Raw genomic sequence first — 15,176 nt, forward strand, 5'->3', positions numbered from 1 at the left:
CCCCTTCCCCCACCCGCCCCGCGACTGGAACAACGAAGACGTGACCTTCAATCTCGCACGCCGTTTGGCGCCCAAGGTGCGGTGGCCGACGGAAATAGATCTGGAGTCACGCACCGCACCCTAATGTCGCCGTAGCAGGGCGGACAATGCGGACTTGTGATCAGTTCCGAGCCTTCCCGAAAGGGAATAGCTGCCATGATGCGCCGCTCGTCGGAGAAAACGCCCCGTCCACCGACAGCCCCGGACAAGCATGAACGTCCATTGAATGGCGCACATCGTTTGATAGTCGCGTGACTTTTCAGCGGGCGAAAAAAATCCCGCAGAGCGTCTAACTCGCGGGATTTCTTTGGTATTTATGGCGGAGAGATAGGGATTCGAACCCTAGGTACCGGTGAAGGTACAACGGATTTCGAATCCGTCCCATTCGGCCACTCTGGCATCTCTCCAACGGCGCGCATCATAACAACACTTTCGCAGGAAGCGAACCCCCTGAGCGAAATATTTCTGTGCTATCAGATGCTTGCGTCGGTTAAAGCGGTACGCCCAGACGATTGGCGACTTCTTCGTAGGCTTCGATAACGTCACCGAGGCCCTGACGGAAGCGGTCCTTGTCCATTTTCTTGCCGGTGGCCTTGTCCCACAGACGGCAGCCATCCGGGCTGAATTCGTCGCCCAGCACGATGGAGCCATCGTGGAACACGCCGAATTCCAGCTTGAAGTCGACCAGCAGCAGGCCGGCGTCGTCGAACAGTTTGCTCAGGACTTCGTTGACCTTGAGCGACAGTTCTTTCATGCGAACCAGTTGCTCGGCGGTGCCCCAGCCAAATGCCACGACGTGGGATTCGTTGATGAACGGGTCGCCCTTGGCGTCGTCCTTCAGGAACAGTTCGAAGGTGTAAGGGTTGAGCTTCATGCCCTCTTCGACACCCAGACGCTTGACCAGGCTGCCGGCGGCGTAGTTACGCACGACGCACTCGACCGGGATCATGTCGAGTTTTTTCACCAGGCACTCGTTGTCGCCCAGCAATTTGTCAAATTGAGTCGGCACGCCGGCGGCTTCGAGTTTCTGCATGATGAAGGCATTGAACTTGTTGTTCACCATGCCTTTGCGGTCGAGCTGCTCGATGCGCTTGCCGTCGAACGCCGAGGTGTCGTTGCGAAACAACAGGATCAAACGGTTAGCGTCGTCGGTCTTGTAAACCGACTTGGCTTTGCCGCGGTAGAGTTCTTCACGTTTTTCCATGATGGGCTCCGCTTGCTAAGTAGATGGGCTAGGCGATGTGGCGCCAGTCGAGCCCTGAATCTTGATCGGCCAGTTGCAGCCAGTCCGGGTCGCACCCGAGGGTGTCGACAAAACATTGCCGGGCCAGCCGCGGCAGGTTGTTCTTGCTGCTCAGATGGGCCAGGACCAGGTGTTGCAGGTCTTTCCAGCCCAACTCGGCCACCAGGAATGCCGCCTGATGGTTATTCAAATGCCCCAGTTCACCGCCCACCCGCTGCTTGAGAAAGTACGGGTAATGACCGCGAGCCAGCATGTCACGGCAGTGATTGGACTCGATCATCAACGCATCGAGGTCCCGATAGCCGTCCAGCACCTTGTCGCAATACGAACCCAGGTCGGTTAACAGGCCAAAGCGCCGCTCACCGTCACTGAAGACATACTGCGTCGGTTCCTGTGCATCGTGGGCCACGGCAATGACACCGATGCTCAAGTCGCCGATTTGCAGTTGCTCGCCGCCGGCCAGAAAGCCTGCGGGTTCAATCGGTTTGCGCATCCCGCGCAAGGTCCCGCGACTGAGGTAGACAGGCAGATTGTAGCGCCGAGACAGCAAACCCACGCCATGCACGTGGTCGGCATGTTCGTGGGTCACGAGTATCGCGCTCAACTGCGCAGGGTTCACACCCAGGCGCAGCAGGCGTTTTTCGGTTTCCCGCAAGGAAAAACCACAATCGACCAGCACATACGTATCAGCGCTGGCTATCAGCGTGCCGTTCCCTTGGCTGCCGCTGCCGAGAACGGCAAAACGCATAGGATCAGCCCAGGTTGTCCTGAATCACGCTCAACACTTTACGCGCTACGTCTGGTGGCGCCACGGTGTTGATGTTTTTCTCGACGGTGACCTGGACGTTCTCGCCAACCTTGCTCAGGCGAACCTGATAACGCTCGGCGCGGGCATCCAGCTCTTCCTTGCTCGGCGCGCTGCCGAACAGGCTGCTCAAGAAGCCTGGCTTGTCGTCTTTCTTCTCGGCTTTTTCGGCCAGGTTGATGTAGTACAGGCCCAGGCTGCGGTTGATGTCTTCAACACGCCATTCACCTTGTTCCAGCGCACGACCGACGCTCGACCAGGCACGATCCAGGTCGGTACCGACGTTCAGCACAGGGTTGCCGCTGCCGTCTTCGCTCAGGCTGACACGGCTGGGCGCGTCGAAATCACGCGAAGCCAGCATGGAAACCGAACCGCCCTTCTCCGAGATACGGCTCATGCTCGCGAGCATGTCGTCGACCAGTGCCGCGTCCAGGCCAGTGTTGACCGAACGGTTGGTGAAAGCCACATCAGCGGTGCTGCCGGCAGGACGCTCGGCGCTGACCACATAGATTTCACTGGTGTTGCGCTGCACGCCCGGCTCAATGCGCACCCGCACGCGGGTTTCGCTGTCCGTGCTGACGCCGGCCGCGCTCAGGCGCTTGCCCATGGCGGCGGACAGTTCATCGGAGTGCTGCCAGGTCGTGGTGAACTCACCGGTTTGCGGACGCTGTTCATCCAGACGGAAACCGTTGTCCTGGAAGAACTGAACGGCCACTGGCCAGATTTCAGCCGGCGGATTCTGCGCCAGGATGGAGCTGGTACCGCCGCTCTTCTGCAGGGAGTAAGGGCTGGCGTCCGCAGCCGCCGTCAGTGGCTGCGGACGAGGCACGACGTACTCGCCCTTCTCAGTGTCATCAGCCACGTTGCGCGGGATCGGCAACAGCGGATCCAGACGCTTGGCATCATGGATATCCTGCGGTATTTGCATCGGCGCAGTCTGTTGCGCTTGCAGGTAATCGCTACCACGGTCACGGAAATAACCTTCCGGCCCCCAGATCCATCCGCAGCCACTGGTGCTGGAGATAATCAAGGCAAGTGCGGAAAGTCCGGCCATTCGCTTCATGCGTTGTACTTCCTCAATTAAACCAGGACGCCGCACTGGCGCAGGGCCGTGCGCAGCGTTTCGTGACAAGGTGCGCTCAGCCAGGTCAACGGCAGGCGAATGCCTTCGTGCATCAGGCCCATTTCAACCAAAGCCCACTTCACCGGAATCGGGTTGGCTTCGATGAACAGGTCCTTGTGCAGCGGCATCAGTTTTTCGTTGATTGCCCGTGCGGTCTCGGCATCCCCCTTGAGGGCGGCCTCGCAAAGATCGGCCATTTCACGCGGCGCGACGTTGGCGGTGACGGAGATATTGCCCTTGCCGCCCATCAGGATCAGCTCGACCGCAGTCGGATCATCGCCGGACAGGACGATGAAGTCCTTGCTTACGCCATCGAGGATGGCTTTGGCGCGCTTGAGGTCGCCGGTCGCTTCCTTGATACCGATGATGTTCGGCACGGTGGACAGGCGGATCACGGTCTCGGCCTGCATGTCGCAGGAGGTGCGGCCGGGAACGTTGTAGAGAATCTGCGGAATGTCGACCGCTTCGGCGATGTGCTTGAAGTGCAGGTACAGGCCTTCCTGGGTCGGCTTGTTGTAGTACGGCACGACCAGCAGGCAGGCGTCGGCGCCGGCTTCCTTGGCATTGCGGGTCAATTCGACGGCTTCGCGGGTCGAATTGGCGCCGGTACCGGCGATCACCGGAATGCGACCATTGACCTGTTTGACCACGGCGCGGATGACTGCGATGTGTTCGTTGACGTCCAGAGTTGCCGATTCGCCGGTGGTGCCGACGGCGACAATGGCATGGGTGCCGTTTTCAAGGTGGAAGTCCACGAGTTTGCTGAGGCTGTCCCAGTCAAGACGCCCCTGTGCATCCATGGGTGTGACCAGTGCCACCATACTGCCCGCAATCATGAAACCGCTCCTGCCGGAAAAAGAGAGCCGTAATGGTACTGGCGCCAAGATGCTTGCACAAGCGAAGTACTGTGCTGCCGCCATTCCCCTTGGCGCCGGTTTTCGCTACCCTTCAGACTTTGATCGATACAGACAAGCTCGTCCGTCGGGTTTGAGCCTCCATTTTCGGCATCACAGGCCCTGATCCAGCGTTGCCACGCCTCGCTCCCGCCCTGCCGGAGCACGTCGCAACCTGTCACTCGGGGCTTTATGAGTTCGCATCCGCAGGCTCGCTCCCGGTAAATCAGCCCATTGACGTATCGACCGCTCATCGCTTTAGGAATGCTGCATGTCCACCCCCACAGTTCGCGAACAATTCCTTGTCATCAGTGCCCTCGGCGCCAACCCCATGGAGCTGACCAACGTCCTGTGCCGCGCCAGCCATGAAAACCGCTGCGCCGTTGTCACCTCTCGCCTGACCCGTCATGGCGAATGCAGTGCGCTGGTGCTGGAAATCTCCGGCAGCTGGGATGCCCTGGCACGCCTGGAAGGCAGCCTGCCAGTACTGGCCAAGCGACATGCGTTCACGGTCAACGTGGTGCGCAGCGCCGCCCTGGAAAACCGCCCCCAGGCCCTGCCGTACGTCGCTTATGTCAGCTCGGCCTACCGCTCGGACATCATCAACGAGCTGTGCCAGTTCTTCATGGACCACAATGTCGAGCTGGAAAACCTGACCTGCGACACCTATCAGGCTCCGCAGACCGGCGGCACCATGCTCAACGCCACGTTTACCGTGACCTTGCCGGCCGGCGTGCAAATCAGCTGGCTGCGCGATCAGTTCCTGGATTTTGCCGACGCGCTGAACCTCGATGCCCTGATCGAACCCTGGCGCCCACAGAACCCAATGTAAGGAAGCTTTCATGGCCGTTGCCATCGACCAACCGGTTGCCGATTTCCAAGCCCCCGCCACCAGCGGGCACACCGTCAGCCTTGCAGACCTGAAAGGCAAGCAGGTGGTGATCTACTTCTACCCCAAGGACAGCACGCCAGGTTGCACCACCGAGGGGCAAGGCTTTCGCGATCAGTACGCAGCGTTCAAGGCCGCCAATACCGAAGTGTTCGGTGTGTCTCGCGACAGCCTGAAATCCCACGAGAACTTCAAGTGCAAGCAGGAGTTCCCCTTTGAGCTGATCAGCGACAAGGACGAAGCCATCTGCCAGCTGTTCGACGTGATCAAGCTGAAAAAGCTCTACGGCAAGGAATACCTGGGCGTGGATCGCAGCACCTTCCTGATCGACGCCAAAGGCGTGTTGCGCCAGGAATGGCGCGGCGTGAAGGTGCCGGGGCATGTCGATGCGGTATTGGCGGCGGCTCAGGCCCTGAACAAGGCCTGATACAAAAAAGATCGCAGCCTTCGGCAGCTCCTACAGGAGCACCTCGATCGGCGTAGGAGCTGCCGAAGGCTGCGATCTTTTTGCATCTCCACCGATTTAAAGCAGAGGCGCCACCACCGGCTCCTTGCGCGGCCACGCATCCAGCACCGCCTTGAACAGCGTCGCCAGGGGAATCGCAAAGAACACCCCCCAGAAGCCCCACAACCCGCCAAACAACAGCACCGCGCAGATAATCGCCACCGGGTGCAGGTTGACCGCCTCCGAGAACAGCAATGGCACCAGCACGTTGCCATCCAGCGTCTGGATAATCCCGTAGACCGCCATCAAGTAAATGAACTGATCGCTCCAGCCCCACTGGAACAGTGCAATCAGAAACACGGGCACGGTCACCACCACGGCGCCGACATAAGGCACCACCACCGAAATCCCCACCAGCAATGCCAGCAGCGCCGCGTAGTTGAGCTCAAGAACAACAAAGGCGATGTAGGTCACGCCACCGCAAATGAAGATTTCGATGACCTTGCCGCGAATGTAGTTGGCGATCTGCCGGTTCATGTCGTGGGCGACCCGGGTGATCAACGCCCGCTCACGGGGCAGGTAACCGCGTACCCACTGGCCGATCATGGCCCGATCCTTGAGGAAGAAAAACACCAGGATCGGCACCAGCACCAGGTAGATCATGATGTTTACCAGCAACGGCAGGCTCGACAGCGAGAACGTCAGTGCCCACTGGCCAAACTTGCCGATTTCGCCCCGCGCCACTTCGATGGCCCGCAGCACTTGCTCGTCGGATACCAGGTGCGGATAGCGCTCGGGCAGCAGCAGCAATAGCGACTGCCACTTGGCAAGCATGCCGGGCAACTCATTGAACAACGTGATCAATTGGTGCCATAGCAACGGCACGACAACCACGATGAATACCAGCAACAACCCCATGAACAACGCAAAAACCAGCCCCACCGCTGCCCAACCCGGTACGCGCAGGCGTTCAAGGGCCACCACCAGCCCCTGCATCAGGTACGCCAGCACCATCCCGGCGAGCACCGGCGCCAGCATACCGCCCAGGGTCAGTACGGCGGTGAACGCCAGAAACAGCAGGACGGCCAGCACTACCGCTTCTTCATCGGAAAAATAGCGCTGAATCCAGTCGCGTAACACTTTGAACATCAATAATCCTTAAAAACGAACGCAGCCAAATTCAGGCTTTTTTCAACCAGTAGCGGTAAATACCCGCGTCATCTTCTTCACGAAGCAGGGTATGACCGGCCAATCGGGCAAAGGTGCGAAAGTCGCGCTGCGAACCCGCATCGGTGGCGATGACCTTGAGCACCGCGCCACTGGCCAGCTTGTTGAGCTCCATCTTGGCCTTGAGCAACGGCAATGGGCAATTCAGGCCGCTGGTATCCAGTTCAACGTCATGCTCTACAGCGTCGGTCATTGCATCACTCCGGGTCAGATGGTTGAGTTGCCTAGAATATCTGGTCGCAACGCCGGTGTCCGGCTACAGTAAGGTCTTTGTCGACTAAGGCTTTGTGCATGACATTTTTGCGCCCTACCCTGCTGACGCTCGCTTGCCTGCTCGCCTCACCGGGCTTCGCCGACGACCTGCCGTCACTCGGCGACGCCAGTTCTGCCATTGTCTCGCCGCAACAGGAATACCAGCTCGGCCGCGCCTGGCTGGCCATGTTGCGCAGTCAGGTTTCACAGCTCAACGATCCGCAACTCAAGAATTACGTGGAATCCAGCGTCTACCGACTGGTGGAGACCAGCCAGGTCACTGACCGGCGCCTGGAGTTCATCCTGATCAACAGCCCGCAGCTCAACGCCTTTGCGGCACCCGGCGGGATCGTCGGGGTGAACGGTGGCTTGTTCCTCTACGCCCAGACCGAAGGCGAATACGCTTCGGTACTGGCGCACGAACTGGCTCACTTGTCGCAACGCCACTTTGCCCGGGGCGTCGAAGCGCAGCAACGCATGCAAGTACCCATGATGGCTGCATTGCTGGCGGGAATCGTAGTGGCTGCCGCAGGTGGCGGTAACGCCGGGATTGCGGCCATTGCCGGCACACAGGCCGCAGCCATCCAGGAACAGCGGCGGTTCTCCCGCCAGAACGAACAGGAAGCCGACCGTATCGGCATCCTCAATCTGGAAAAGGCCGGTTACGATCCCCGCTCGATGCCCAGCATGTTCGAGCGCCTGGGGCGTCAGTACCGCTACGATGCCAAGCCGCCGGAATTTCTGCTGACTCACCCGGTCACCGAGTCGCGTATCGCCGACACCCGCAACCGCGCCGAACAGTTTCCAGCGGGAGGTATCGAAGACAGCATGCGCTACCAACTGATCCGCGCACGCGTACAACTGATCTATGAAGAAACCCCGGGGCTTGGCGCCAAACGCTTCCGCGCCCTGCTCGACGAGAACCCGAAAAACGACGTGGCACGCTACGGCCTGGCGATCGCCCAGATCAAGGGCGGCCAACTGAACGAAGCACGGGAAAACCTCAAGCAGTTGCTGGCCAAGTCACCCAACGAAATCATCTACAACCTGGCTCAGGTCGATCTGGATATCACCAACAATCGCCTGGCGGATGCCCAGTCCCGGGTTGACCGGTTGATGGGGCAATACTCTGGTAACTACCCGCTGAACCAGATGCGGGTCGACCTGCTGCTCAAGCAGAACCGTACTGCGGATGCAGAGAAAGCCCTCGAAGGCCTGCTCAAGTCGCGCCCGGATGATCCGGACGTGTGGTATCAGGTTGCCGAGACGCGCGGCCTGTCGGGCAATATCATCGGCCTGCATCAGGCTCGCGCCGAATACTTTGCACTGGTCGGGGACTATAAACAGGCCATTCAGCAACTGGACTTCGCCAAACGCAAGGCCGGCACGAACTTCCCGCTGTCTTCGCGGATCGACGCACGGCAACGCGAGCTGATGGAGCAAGAGCGCATGATCAAGGACATGATGGGCTGACGCCTTCGCAGACAATAAGTCCCCCCCAAATAAAAAACCGCCTCTTTCGAGGCGGTTTCTCATTCAACCAGCCACCGGGTTATTCAGCCAGCTTGAAGGTAATGAAGCTCGCTCGACCCTGACGCAGTACCCGCATCGACACCGAGCGGTTCTTCGGCAGCGCCTTGGCGATTTCCGTGAACTCCTTGGTGGAACCGATGGCCTGGTTGTTCAGGTGGGTAATCACATCACCCGGCTGCAGGCCGATCAAGGCGGCAGGACCATCCTGCACTTCCTTGATCATCACACCGCCTTTGAGGTCATAGGTTTTCTTCTGCTCGTCAGTCAACTCGACCACAGACACACCGAGGCGATTGCTGCTGCGCTCGATGCTGGATTTTGGCTCGGCATCCAGCTCTTTGGCTTCTTCCGGAATTGCACCGACGGTCAGCTCGACTTTCTTGCGCTTGCCGTCACGAATCACTTCCAGATTGGCTTTTGCGCCAGCCTTCAACGCACCAACGAGATGCGGCAGGTCGGCCGACATGACGATTGGCTGACCGTTCATGCTCAGGATCACGTCGCCGACTTGCAGGCCACCTTTGGCAGCCGGGCCATCATCCTGGATCTGGGCAACCAGCGCACCCGCTGGCTTCTCCAGACCGAACGACTCGGCCAGGTCCTTGCTCACTTCCTGAATCACGACACCCAGCCAGCCACGGCTGACTTTGCCACCGGATTTCAGCTGATTGGAAACATCCATGGCCACGTCGATCGGGATCGCAAACGAAACACCCATGAAGCCACCGGAGCGGGTGTAGATCTGCGAGTTGATCCCGACCACCTCACCGTTCAGGTTGAACAGCGGGCCGCCCGAGTTACCCGGGTTGATCGGCACGTCGGTCTGGATGAACGGCACATAGTTTTCGTTCGGCAGGCTGCGACCGACGGCACTGACGATGCCCTGGGTCACCGTGTGGTCAAAGCCGAATGGAGAACCGATCGCGACAACCCATTGGCCAGCCTTCAGGTCCTGGGATTTACCGAGCTTCAACACTGGCAGATCCTTGGCTTCGATTTTCAGCAGTGCCACGTCGGAACGTGGATCGGTACCGATCAGCTTGGCTTTCATTTCGCTGCGATCAGCCAGGCGGACGAGGATTTCGTCAGCATCGGCGATCACATGGTTGTTGGTCAGGATATAGCCATCAGAAGAGATGATGAAACCCGACCCCAGGGAAGTTGCCTCGCGCTGACGATCACGAGGTGAACGCGATTGCGGCGGCATGCCTCGCTCGAGGAATTCGCGCAGCATTGGCGGCAAGCCTTCGAGGTCAGGCATTTGCTGGCTGACTTGGCGATCCGGCAGCTTTTGGGTGGTACTGATGTTCACGACTGCAGGCGAGGCCTGTTCGACCAGTTGCGTAAAGTCAGGCAATTCGACCGCTTGGGCGGTGACCGCCTGACCGAGCACCAGTACGGTGGCAAAAATGGAAAGGTAGGACTTCAAGCGTGGTATCGACATACGGCTCCCGTTACGACGAGCATGGTTAAGCGATATGGAGCAAGGAACACCGGGAACAATACGCCGGTATTTTTGTTCCGGGAACAACAAACAAGGCCAGAGCCGAGGGACTCTGACCTATATGAAATTTACGGAATTTTAGCAAATTGAAATGCTCACGAAACATTTCGAATTCAGCTCACTGTTTGGTTGCAGCGGCGTCTGTGGTGCGCATCGAAAGCGCTATCCGCTCAGCAGTACCGACCGGAATCTCACCGACGACGGTCACCATCATTTCACCCTGCGCCGTGGTCAAACGCCGGGAAACCGCAACGGTCGGCCCCAACTGAGTGCGGGTATCGGTGACTGTTGCGCCATTGAGCGGCTCGAGGAATACCGAAAAGCGCGTCAGACCATCGTCATACATCAGGCTATTGACCTGGGTTTTGGTCTGCGGATCCTTGCGAGCGGTGCTGCTGGTCAGTTCGAAGCCGGGCGGCAGCCAGTCGGAACGCCAGACCTGGGCAGACTTGACGGCGGAAGCCTTGTCACTTTCGAGATTGACGGGCTTGCAATCATTACTGGCCTGCAGGTCTTTTTCGGAAGGAACGTCAGCGGTATCCAGTTGCGTAAACTGGAAGCGTTCCAGCAACCGTCCCTTGTCGTCCAATAGCAAAGACTTCAGAGGCAGGCCGGTTTCTTTATCCAGATGCAGTTCAAAACCGTAGCGGTGTTGATCGCGGGGGGTCAGCGATACGACCACCGCCGAACGCCCGGCGACACGCGACTTGCCGATGACAGCGAGGTCATACCAGTTCTTGAGCTTTTGAGGATCGAATGCACGGGCAGCGGAGTTGGGGGAGTCCCCAAGCCCTGCTATCAGTGTGCCGCTAACGCATTGAGTCTGCCCATCAATGCGAACGACTTCCTGAGCGGAACCGTCGAGCTGGATCAATCGCTCGCGGACTTTTCCATCCTGGACGCGGTGCCAGATGTTATGGGTAGAAAAACTACCGTTACGCTCGTAGACGAAAGCACCCTGGAAGCTTTGCTGTTGCTCTGCCTGGCCCAGGCGGGTCAACCAGTCCTGGGCATCATCGGCTTGGGCTGGAACGATGAACCAGCCGCTGAGCAGAAGCGAAAGTAAAGGTATGGCGCGCATGGTCCTCCTTAACGGTTTTCCAGACTTGCGGCGCGAGCGTACGGCAGAGCGCTCTCAGTGCCTTTCAGTGCAGCCTGTTGTGCATGTTGGCGCAGGTAACCTGGCAGACGCTGATCGTGCCAGCCTGGCTGACCTTGCAAAACGCCGTTGGCCATTGGGCCGGTAGCATCCGAACTCTCATTGTAGCCTGCCAGAACGGCTGGGCCTTTTACTTGAGGAGCGGCCAGCGCGGGCTGACTGGATTGCTGGGCCAGTTCGACGCCGGCGATCTCATCCTGGTTGTACAGACGCACACCGGCCAGCACCGCCAGGGTCACGGAAGCTGCGACCGCCAGACGCCCAAGGCTGCGCCATGGACCACGGGAAGGTTTTGCCGGCACGGCTTCATCAGCCAGGGCAGCAGAAACAGCCGCAGCGATGTCCAGACGAGGAAGCAACAGATCCTTGTGCATCACTGCCCGAGCGATCTGATAACGAGCCCAGGTTTCACGGGTTTCAACATCGTCGCAGGCATTCAATACCCGACGCAATTCCAATTCGTCCGCTTCGTTATCCATCACTGCGGACAGCGATTCCTGCAGGGCTTCACGACTCATGGCGTTCCTCTCTTGGCTGTCGCCGCTGTCTTCAGTTTTCCTGCAACAACGGCTGCAGGGCTTTGTCGATGGCCTCCCGGGCGCGGAAGATCCGGGAGCGCACGGTGCCTACCGGACACTGCATGACGCTCGCAATGTCCTCGTAACTCAGACCATCAAATTCACGTAAAGTTAAAGCCGTACGTAAATCTTCCGGCAGTTGCTGAATGGTTCGATGGACGGTGCCTTCAATCTCATCCCGCAGCAAAGCCCGTTCTGGCGACTCGAGATCCTTGAGGCCATGATCGCCATCGTAGAACTCTGCATCCTCGGAACTGACATCGCTATCCGGCGGCCGACGGCCGCGTGAAACCAGATAATTTTTCGCCGTGTTGATGGCGATGCGGTAAAGCCACGTATAAAACGCGCTGTCTCCGCGAAAGTTTCCAAGTGCACGGTACGCCTTGATAAAGGCTTCTTGTGCCACATCCTGGGCTTCATGGGTGTCGTGCACGAAACGCACGATCAACCCGAGAATTTTGTGCTGGTATTTCAGCACTAGCAGATCGAAAGCACGCTTGTCGCCGCGCTGAACACGCTCGACCAGTTGCTGATCCTCTTCCTGGGTTAGCATGAACACTCCTCGATGAGCTCGGAGGAGGCTTGCAGAAGTAAACCACCAGACTTGCAAACATAGACTCGGGCTTTTCGCAAAAGTTCTCCCCCTCCAGGCAAGTTTCCTGCGGGCTCTGATTTGGCACGCACGAAAAGCGCAGCACGAGTTGACCCGGCTGCGCGGATAATCTTGTCATCGGACTCTTCGACAAGGATCGCACCGCAATCCCGCACTGAAGCCGACACTGTCCCTTGTTTCAGGCAACCGTCTATTGATCTTGGCTCTTTGGCAAAAGTTCCAAATATTTATAGCGGCACCGACCTGAGATTGTGCAACAGTGAAGGGAAAAAGACTGTTAAATCGGCGATACAGTCATTTTCGCGCCCAACGGGCAGAAAAACATCCGACGAAGCGACCGATGTTTTGCGTCACAGTAGTTTCACAATGCCATGCCAGCTCGGGTATTGTGCCGCTCCCCCCCTCTATATACTAGTGGGGAGTGCGGCTGCCTTGACTCGCCAGTCCAGCTGCGCCACCCCCGACCCGGGTCGCTTTGAGCGGAATCCTGAAATGAGCCAACAGTTTCAACACGATGTTCTGGTAATTGGCAGCGGTGCTGCCGGCTTGAGCCTGGCGCTGACCTTGCCCGGTCATTTGCGCATTGCCGTTCTGAGCAAGGGCAACCTCGCCAATGGCTCGACTTTCTGGGCCCAGGGCGGCGTTGCAGCCGTTCTGGATGACACCGATACCGTTGAATCCCATGTCGACGACACCCTAAACGCCGGCGGTGGCCTGTGCCATGAGGACGCCGTGCGCTTTACCGTCGAGCACAGCAAGGAAGCCATTCAGTGGCTGATCGACCAAGGCGTGCCCTTTACCCGCGATGAACAGTCGGGTAACGAAGATGGCGGCTTCGAGTTCCACCTGACCCGCGAGGGCGGCCACAGCCATCGGCGCATCATCCATGCCGCCGATGCCACGGGCGCCGCCATTTTCACCACCCTGCTCGACCAGGCCAGGAAACGACCCAACATCGAACTGCTGGAACAGCGGGTAGCGGTCGATCTGATCACGGAGAAACGCCTGGGCCTGGAAGGTGATCGCTGCCTCGGCGCCTATGTGCTCAATCGCGGCACCGGCGAAGTCGACACCTACGGCGCCCGCTTTGTGATCCTCGCCTCCGGCGGTGCAGCCAAGGTTTACCTGTACACCAGTAACCCTGACGGCGCCTGTGGCGACGGCATCGCCATGGCCTGGCGCTCAGGCTGCCGGGTGGCGAACCTGGAATTCAATCAGTTCCACCCCACTTGCCTGTATCACCCGCAAGCCAAGAGTTTCCTGATCACAGAAGCCCTGCGAGGCGAAGGTGCCCACCTGAAGCTGCCCAACGGTGAACGCTTCATGCAGCGCTTCGATCCACGGGCCGAATTGGCGCCACGGGACATCGTCGCCCGGGCCATCGACCACGAAATGAAGCGCCTGGGCGTCGATTGCGTCTATCTGGACATCAGCCACAAGCCCGAAGCTTTCATCAAGACGCACTTCCCGACGGTGTACGAACGCTGCCTGGAGTTTTCCATCGACATCACCAGGCAACCGATTCCGGTGGTCCCGGCAGCACACTACACCTGCGGTGGTGTGATGGTCGATCAACAGGGCCGCACCGACGTGCCGGGTCTGTACGCCATTGGCGAAACCAGTTTCACCGGCCTGCACGGCGCCAATCGCATGGCCAGCAACTCGCTGCTGGAATGTTTCGTTTATGCCCGCTCGGCGGCCGCGGACATTCTCGAACAGCTGCCCCGGATTCCGATGCCAGTCCCCCTTCCCGCCTGGGATGCGAGCCAGGTCACCGATTCCGATGAAGACGTGATCATTGCGCACAACTGGGATGAGTTGCGGCGATTCATGTGGGACTACGTTGGCATCGTGCGCACCAACAAGCGTCTGCAACGGGCGCAACACCGCGTGCAATTGCTGCTGGATGAAATCGACGAGTTCTACAGCAACTACAAGGTCAGCCGGGATTTGATCGAGCTGCGCAACCTGGCCCAAGTGGCCGAGCTGATGATTCTGTCAGCCATGGAGCGCAAGGAGAGCCGTGGCCTGCATTACACCCTCGACTACCCGAACCTGCTGCCGGTAGCGCTGGACACTATTCTGGTGCCGCCCACCTACGCCGGCTGAATTTGAGCCGGACCCGCAGGCGTCGGTGCACATCCGCCGCCTGCGCATCCCGGGGCACGCAAACGGACCTGGTCCGGCGCTCGCCACGCAGACGGAAACGCAGTACCACCACCAACGGCAGCGCCAGGCTGTCGGGCCTCAGCTGCACGGGCTGCCAACCCCTGGCCCGACTCCACAACTGCCAGCCATCGGCATCACGGCGCAAGCCGCAAAAGGCCTGCGGGTGCGTCAGCAAGATCTGCCGGGGCAACAGCCAGAAGCCGTGAGCCACGCACAGCACGACGCCGAGCGAGCTGGCCCAGACCGGAATCGACAGTAAAAACAACGAACCCAACGCGAACAGCTGGGCCAAAAGATATACCGCCAGCAGCTGCCGTGAGGCATGCCAGCGGCATTCGAACGAATTACTTGGGCTGGACACGGTCCAGGATCATGCGAACCATGCGCTGCAGTTCAGGATCTTCCGATTCGTTGCGTTCCATGAACCAGCCGAACATGTCCTGATCTTCGCATTCGAGCAGCCTGACGTAACAGGCGCGATCAACCTCGTTGAGGTGCGGGTAAACCTCCTTCACAAACGGCACCAGCAGCACGTCAAGCTCAAGCATGCCGCGGCGGCTGTGCCAGTAGAGGCGGTTCAGTTCAACATCTTCGACCATGGAGCGCTCCTCAAATAGGCGGCAAGTATACAGGCCCGCGCCCGGTCGAACAGTCGGCTTTGGTCGGGCACCGGTGATCCTTTGTGAACTACCCATTTCGAAGGC

General features: G+C 59.1%; 16 protein-coding genes and 1 tRNA gene. 4 read left to right on the plus strand and 13 right to left on the minus strand.

The window, feature by feature from the left end; genetic code table 11:
* Positions 1-356: 356 nt before the first annotated feature.
* From KGA81_RS26340 to dapA, 5 genes are all read right to left on the minus strand, one after another.
* Positions 357-446, minus strand: a tRNA-Ser gene (locus tag KGA81_RS26340).
* Positions 447-529: 83 nt separating this feature from the next.
* Entirely contained in the window at positions 530-1,243 is a 714-nt protein-coding gene (purC, locus tag KGA81_RS26345; protein WP_007944067.1) for a phosphoribosylaminoimidazolesuccinocarboxamide synthase, read from the minus strand.
* Between the two features lie 28 nt (positions 1,244-1,271).
* Positions 1,272-2,030 carry an MBL fold metallo-hydrolase gene (locus KGA81_RS26350; RefSeq protein ID WP_218430385.1) on the minus strand — a complete coding sequence of 253 codons (759 nt, stop codon included), beginning with the start codon at positions 2,028-2,030 and terminating at the stop codon, positions 1,272-1,274.
* 4 nt (positions 2,031-2,034) lie between these two features.
* Positions 2,035-3,150, minus strand: coding sequence for an outer membrane protein assembly factor BamC (gene bamC, locus KGA81_RS26355; protein ID WP_223549935.1), 1,116 nt, complete (start codon positions 3,148-3,150; stop codon positions 2,035-2,037).
* Between the two features lie 17 nt (positions 3,151-3,167).
* Entirely contained in the window at positions 3,168-4,046 is an 879-nt protein-coding gene (dapA, locus tag KGA81_RS26360) for a 4-hydroxy-tetrahydrodipicolinate synthase (RefSeq protein ID WP_223445998.1), read from the minus strand.
* Positions 4,047-4,374: 328 nt separating this feature from the next.
* On the opposite strand from dapA, the gene KGA81_RS26365 reads away from it, so the two are divergent.
* Together KGA81_RS26365 and KGA81_RS26370 are read left to right on the plus strand one after the other, a co-directional pair.
* Positions 4,375-4,935, plus strand: a complete 561-nt coding sequence (locus tag KGA81_RS26365) for a glycine cleavage system protein R (protein ID WP_007979776.1) — start codon at positions 4,375-4,377, stop codon at positions 4,933-4,935.
* Between the two features lie 10 nt (positions 4,936-4,945).
* Positions 4,946-5,419: a peroxiredoxin gene (locus KGA81_RS26370; protein ID WP_223549937.1), complete on the plus strand. Its 474-nt coding sequence runs from the start codon at positions 4,946-4,948 to the stop codon at positions 5,417-5,419.
* A 96-nt stretch (positions 5,420-5,515) separates the two neighbouring features.
* On the opposite strand, the gene KGA81_RS26375 is transcribed toward KGA81_RS26370, so the two are convergent.
* Positions 5,516-6,586, minus strand: coding sequence for an AI-2E family transporter (locus tag KGA81_RS26375; RefSeq protein ID WP_085715400.1), 1,071 nt, complete (start codon positions 6,584-6,586; stop codon positions 5,516-5,518).
* Positions 6,587-6,617: 31 nt separating this feature from the next.
* Positions 6,618-6,857, minus strand: a complete 240-nt coding sequence (locus tag KGA81_RS26380; RefSeq protein ID WP_223549939.1) for a sulfurtransferase TusA family protein — start codon at positions 6,855-6,857, stop codon at positions 6,618-6,620.
* A 98-nt stretch (positions 6,858-6,955) separates the two neighbouring features.
* Between KGA81_RS26380 and KGA81_RS26385 the strand changes: the two genes are divergently transcribed.
* Positions 6,956-8,389, plus strand: a complete 1,434-nt coding sequence (locus KGA81_RS26385; protein ID WP_223549941.1) for a M48 family metalloprotease — start codon at positions 6,956-6,958, stop codon at positions 8,387-8,389.
* Positions 8,390-8,468: 79 nt separating this feature from the next.
* Here KGA81_RS26385 and KGA81_RS26390 read toward each other — a convergent pair whose 3' ends face one another.
* From KGA81_RS26390 to rpoE, 4 genes are all read right to left on the minus strand, one after another.
* Entirely contained in the window at positions 8,469-9,893 is a 1,425-nt protein-coding gene (locus tag KGA81_RS26390; protein ID WP_223549943.1) for a DegQ family serine endoprotease, read from the minus strand.
* A 178-nt stretch (positions 9,894-10,071) separates the two neighbouring features.
* Positions 10,072-11,034 (minus strand): MucB/RseB C-terminal domain-containing protein, encoded by a 963-nt coding sequence (locus tag KGA81_RS26395; RefSeq protein WP_223549945.1) that lies wholly within the window; start codon positions 11,032-11,034, stop codon positions 10,072-10,074.
* 8 nt (positions 11,035-11,042) lie between these two features.
* Positions 11,043-11,630, minus strand: a complete 588-nt coding sequence (locus tag KGA81_RS26400) for a sigma-E factor negative regulatory protein (protein WP_223549947.1) — start codon at positions 11,628-11,630, stop codon at positions 11,043-11,045.
* 31 nt (positions 11,631-11,661) lie between these two features.
* Complete coding sequence (rpoE, locus tag KGA81_RS26405) at positions 11,662-12,243, minus strand: RNA polymerase sigma factor RpoE (protein WP_003172477.1); 582 nt, start codon at positions 12,241-12,243, stop codon at positions 11,662-11,664.
* A 552-nt stretch (positions 12,244-12,795) separates the two neighbouring features.
* On the opposite strand from rpoE, the gene nadB reads away from it, so the two are divergent.
* Positions 12,796-14,412: an L-aspartate oxidase gene (gene nadB, locus KGA81_RS26410; RefSeq protein WP_223549949.1), complete on the plus strand. Its 1,617-nt coding sequence runs from the start codon at positions 12,796-12,798 to the stop codon at positions 14,410-14,412.
* Here nadB and KGA81_RS26415 read toward each other — a convergent pair.
* Positions 14,381-14,833, minus strand: coding sequence for a protein YgfX (locus KGA81_RS26415; protein ID WP_223549951.1), 453 nt, complete (start codon positions 14,831-14,833; stop codon positions 14,381-14,383). The two genes, nadB and KGA81_RS26415, sit on opposite strands and share 32 nt — an antisense overlap.
* Positions 14,817-15,071: a succinate dehydrogenase assembly factor 2 gene (locus tag KGA81_RS26420; protein WP_060541233.1), complete on the minus strand. Its 255-nt coding sequence runs from the start codon at positions 15,069-15,071 to the stop codon at positions 14,817-14,819. Before KGA81_RS26420 ends, KGA81_RS26415 begins: the two co-directional genes overlap by 17 nt.
* Positions 15,072-15,176: the final 105 nt, after the last annotated feature.

Origin of the sequence: Pseudomonas sp. A-B-19, from assembly GCF_019947515.1 — a bacterium.
In the GTDB taxonomy this organism is placed as follows: Bacteria; Pseudomonadota; Gammaproteobacteria; order Pseudomonadales; family Pseudomonadaceae; genus Aquipseudomonas.

Bases quoted from the DNA above. Each gene is read 5' to 3' on its own strand.
- KGA81_RS26385 (WP_223549941.1), top strand. From the start codon at position 6,956: ATGACATTTTTGCGCCCTACCCTGCTGACGCTCGCTTGCCTGCTCGCC.
- nadB (WP_223549949.1), top strand. From the start codon at position 12,796: ATGAGCCAACAGTTTCAACACGATGTTCTGGTAATTGGCAGCGGTGCT.
- KGA81_RS26365 (WP_007979776.1), top strand. From the start codon at position 4,375: ATGTCCACCCCCACAGTTCGCGAACAATTCCTTGTCATCAGTGCCCTC.
- purC (WP_007944067.1), bottom strand. From the start codon at position 1,243: ATGGAAAAACGTGAAGAACTCTACCGCGGCAAAGCCAAGTCGGTTTAC.
- KGA81_RS26350 (WP_218430385.1), bottom strand. From the start codon at position 2,030: ATGCGTTTTGCCGTTCTCGGCAGCGGCAGCCAAGGGAACGGCACGCTG.
- KGA81_RS26370 (WP_223549937.1), top strand. From the start codon at position 4,946: ATGGCCGTTGCCATCGACCAACCGGTTGCCGATTTCCAAGCCCCCGCC.
- KGA81_RS26390 (WP_223549943.1), bottom strand. From the start codon at position 9,893: ATGTCGATACCACGCTTGAAGTCCTACCTTTCCATTTTTGCCACCGTA.
- KGA81_RS26375 (WP_085715400.1), bottom strand. From the start codon at position 6,586: ATGTTCAAAGTGTTACGCGACTGGATTCAGCGCTATTTTTCCGATGAA.
- rpoE (WP_003172477.1), bottom strand. From the start codon at position 12,243: ATGCTAACCCAGGAAGAGGATCAGCAACTGGTCGAGCGTGTTCAGCGC.
- KGA81_RS26420 (WP_060541233.1), bottom strand. From the start codon at position 15,071: ATGGTCGAAGATGTTGAACTGAACCGCCTCTACTGGCACAGCCGCCGC.
- KGA81_RS26400 (WP_223549947.1), bottom strand. From the start codon at position 11,630: ATGAGTCGTGAAGCCCTGCAGGAATCGCTGTCCGCAGTGATGGATAAC.
- dapA (WP_223445998.1), bottom strand. From the start codon at position 4,046: ATGATTGCGGGCAGTATGGTGGCACTGGTCACACCCATGGATGCACAG.
- bamC (WP_223549935.1), bottom strand. From the start codon at position 3,150: ATGAAGCGAATGGCCGGACTTTCCGCACTTGCCTTGATTATCTCCAGC.
- KGA81_RS26380 (WP_223549939.1), bottom strand. From the start codon at position 6,857: ATGACCGACGCTGTAGAGCATGACGTTGAACTGGATACCAGCGGCCTG.
- KGA81_RS26395 (WP_223549945.1), bottom strand. From the start codon at position 11,034: ATGCGCGCCATACCTTTACTTTCGCTTCTGCTCAGCGGCTGGTTCATC.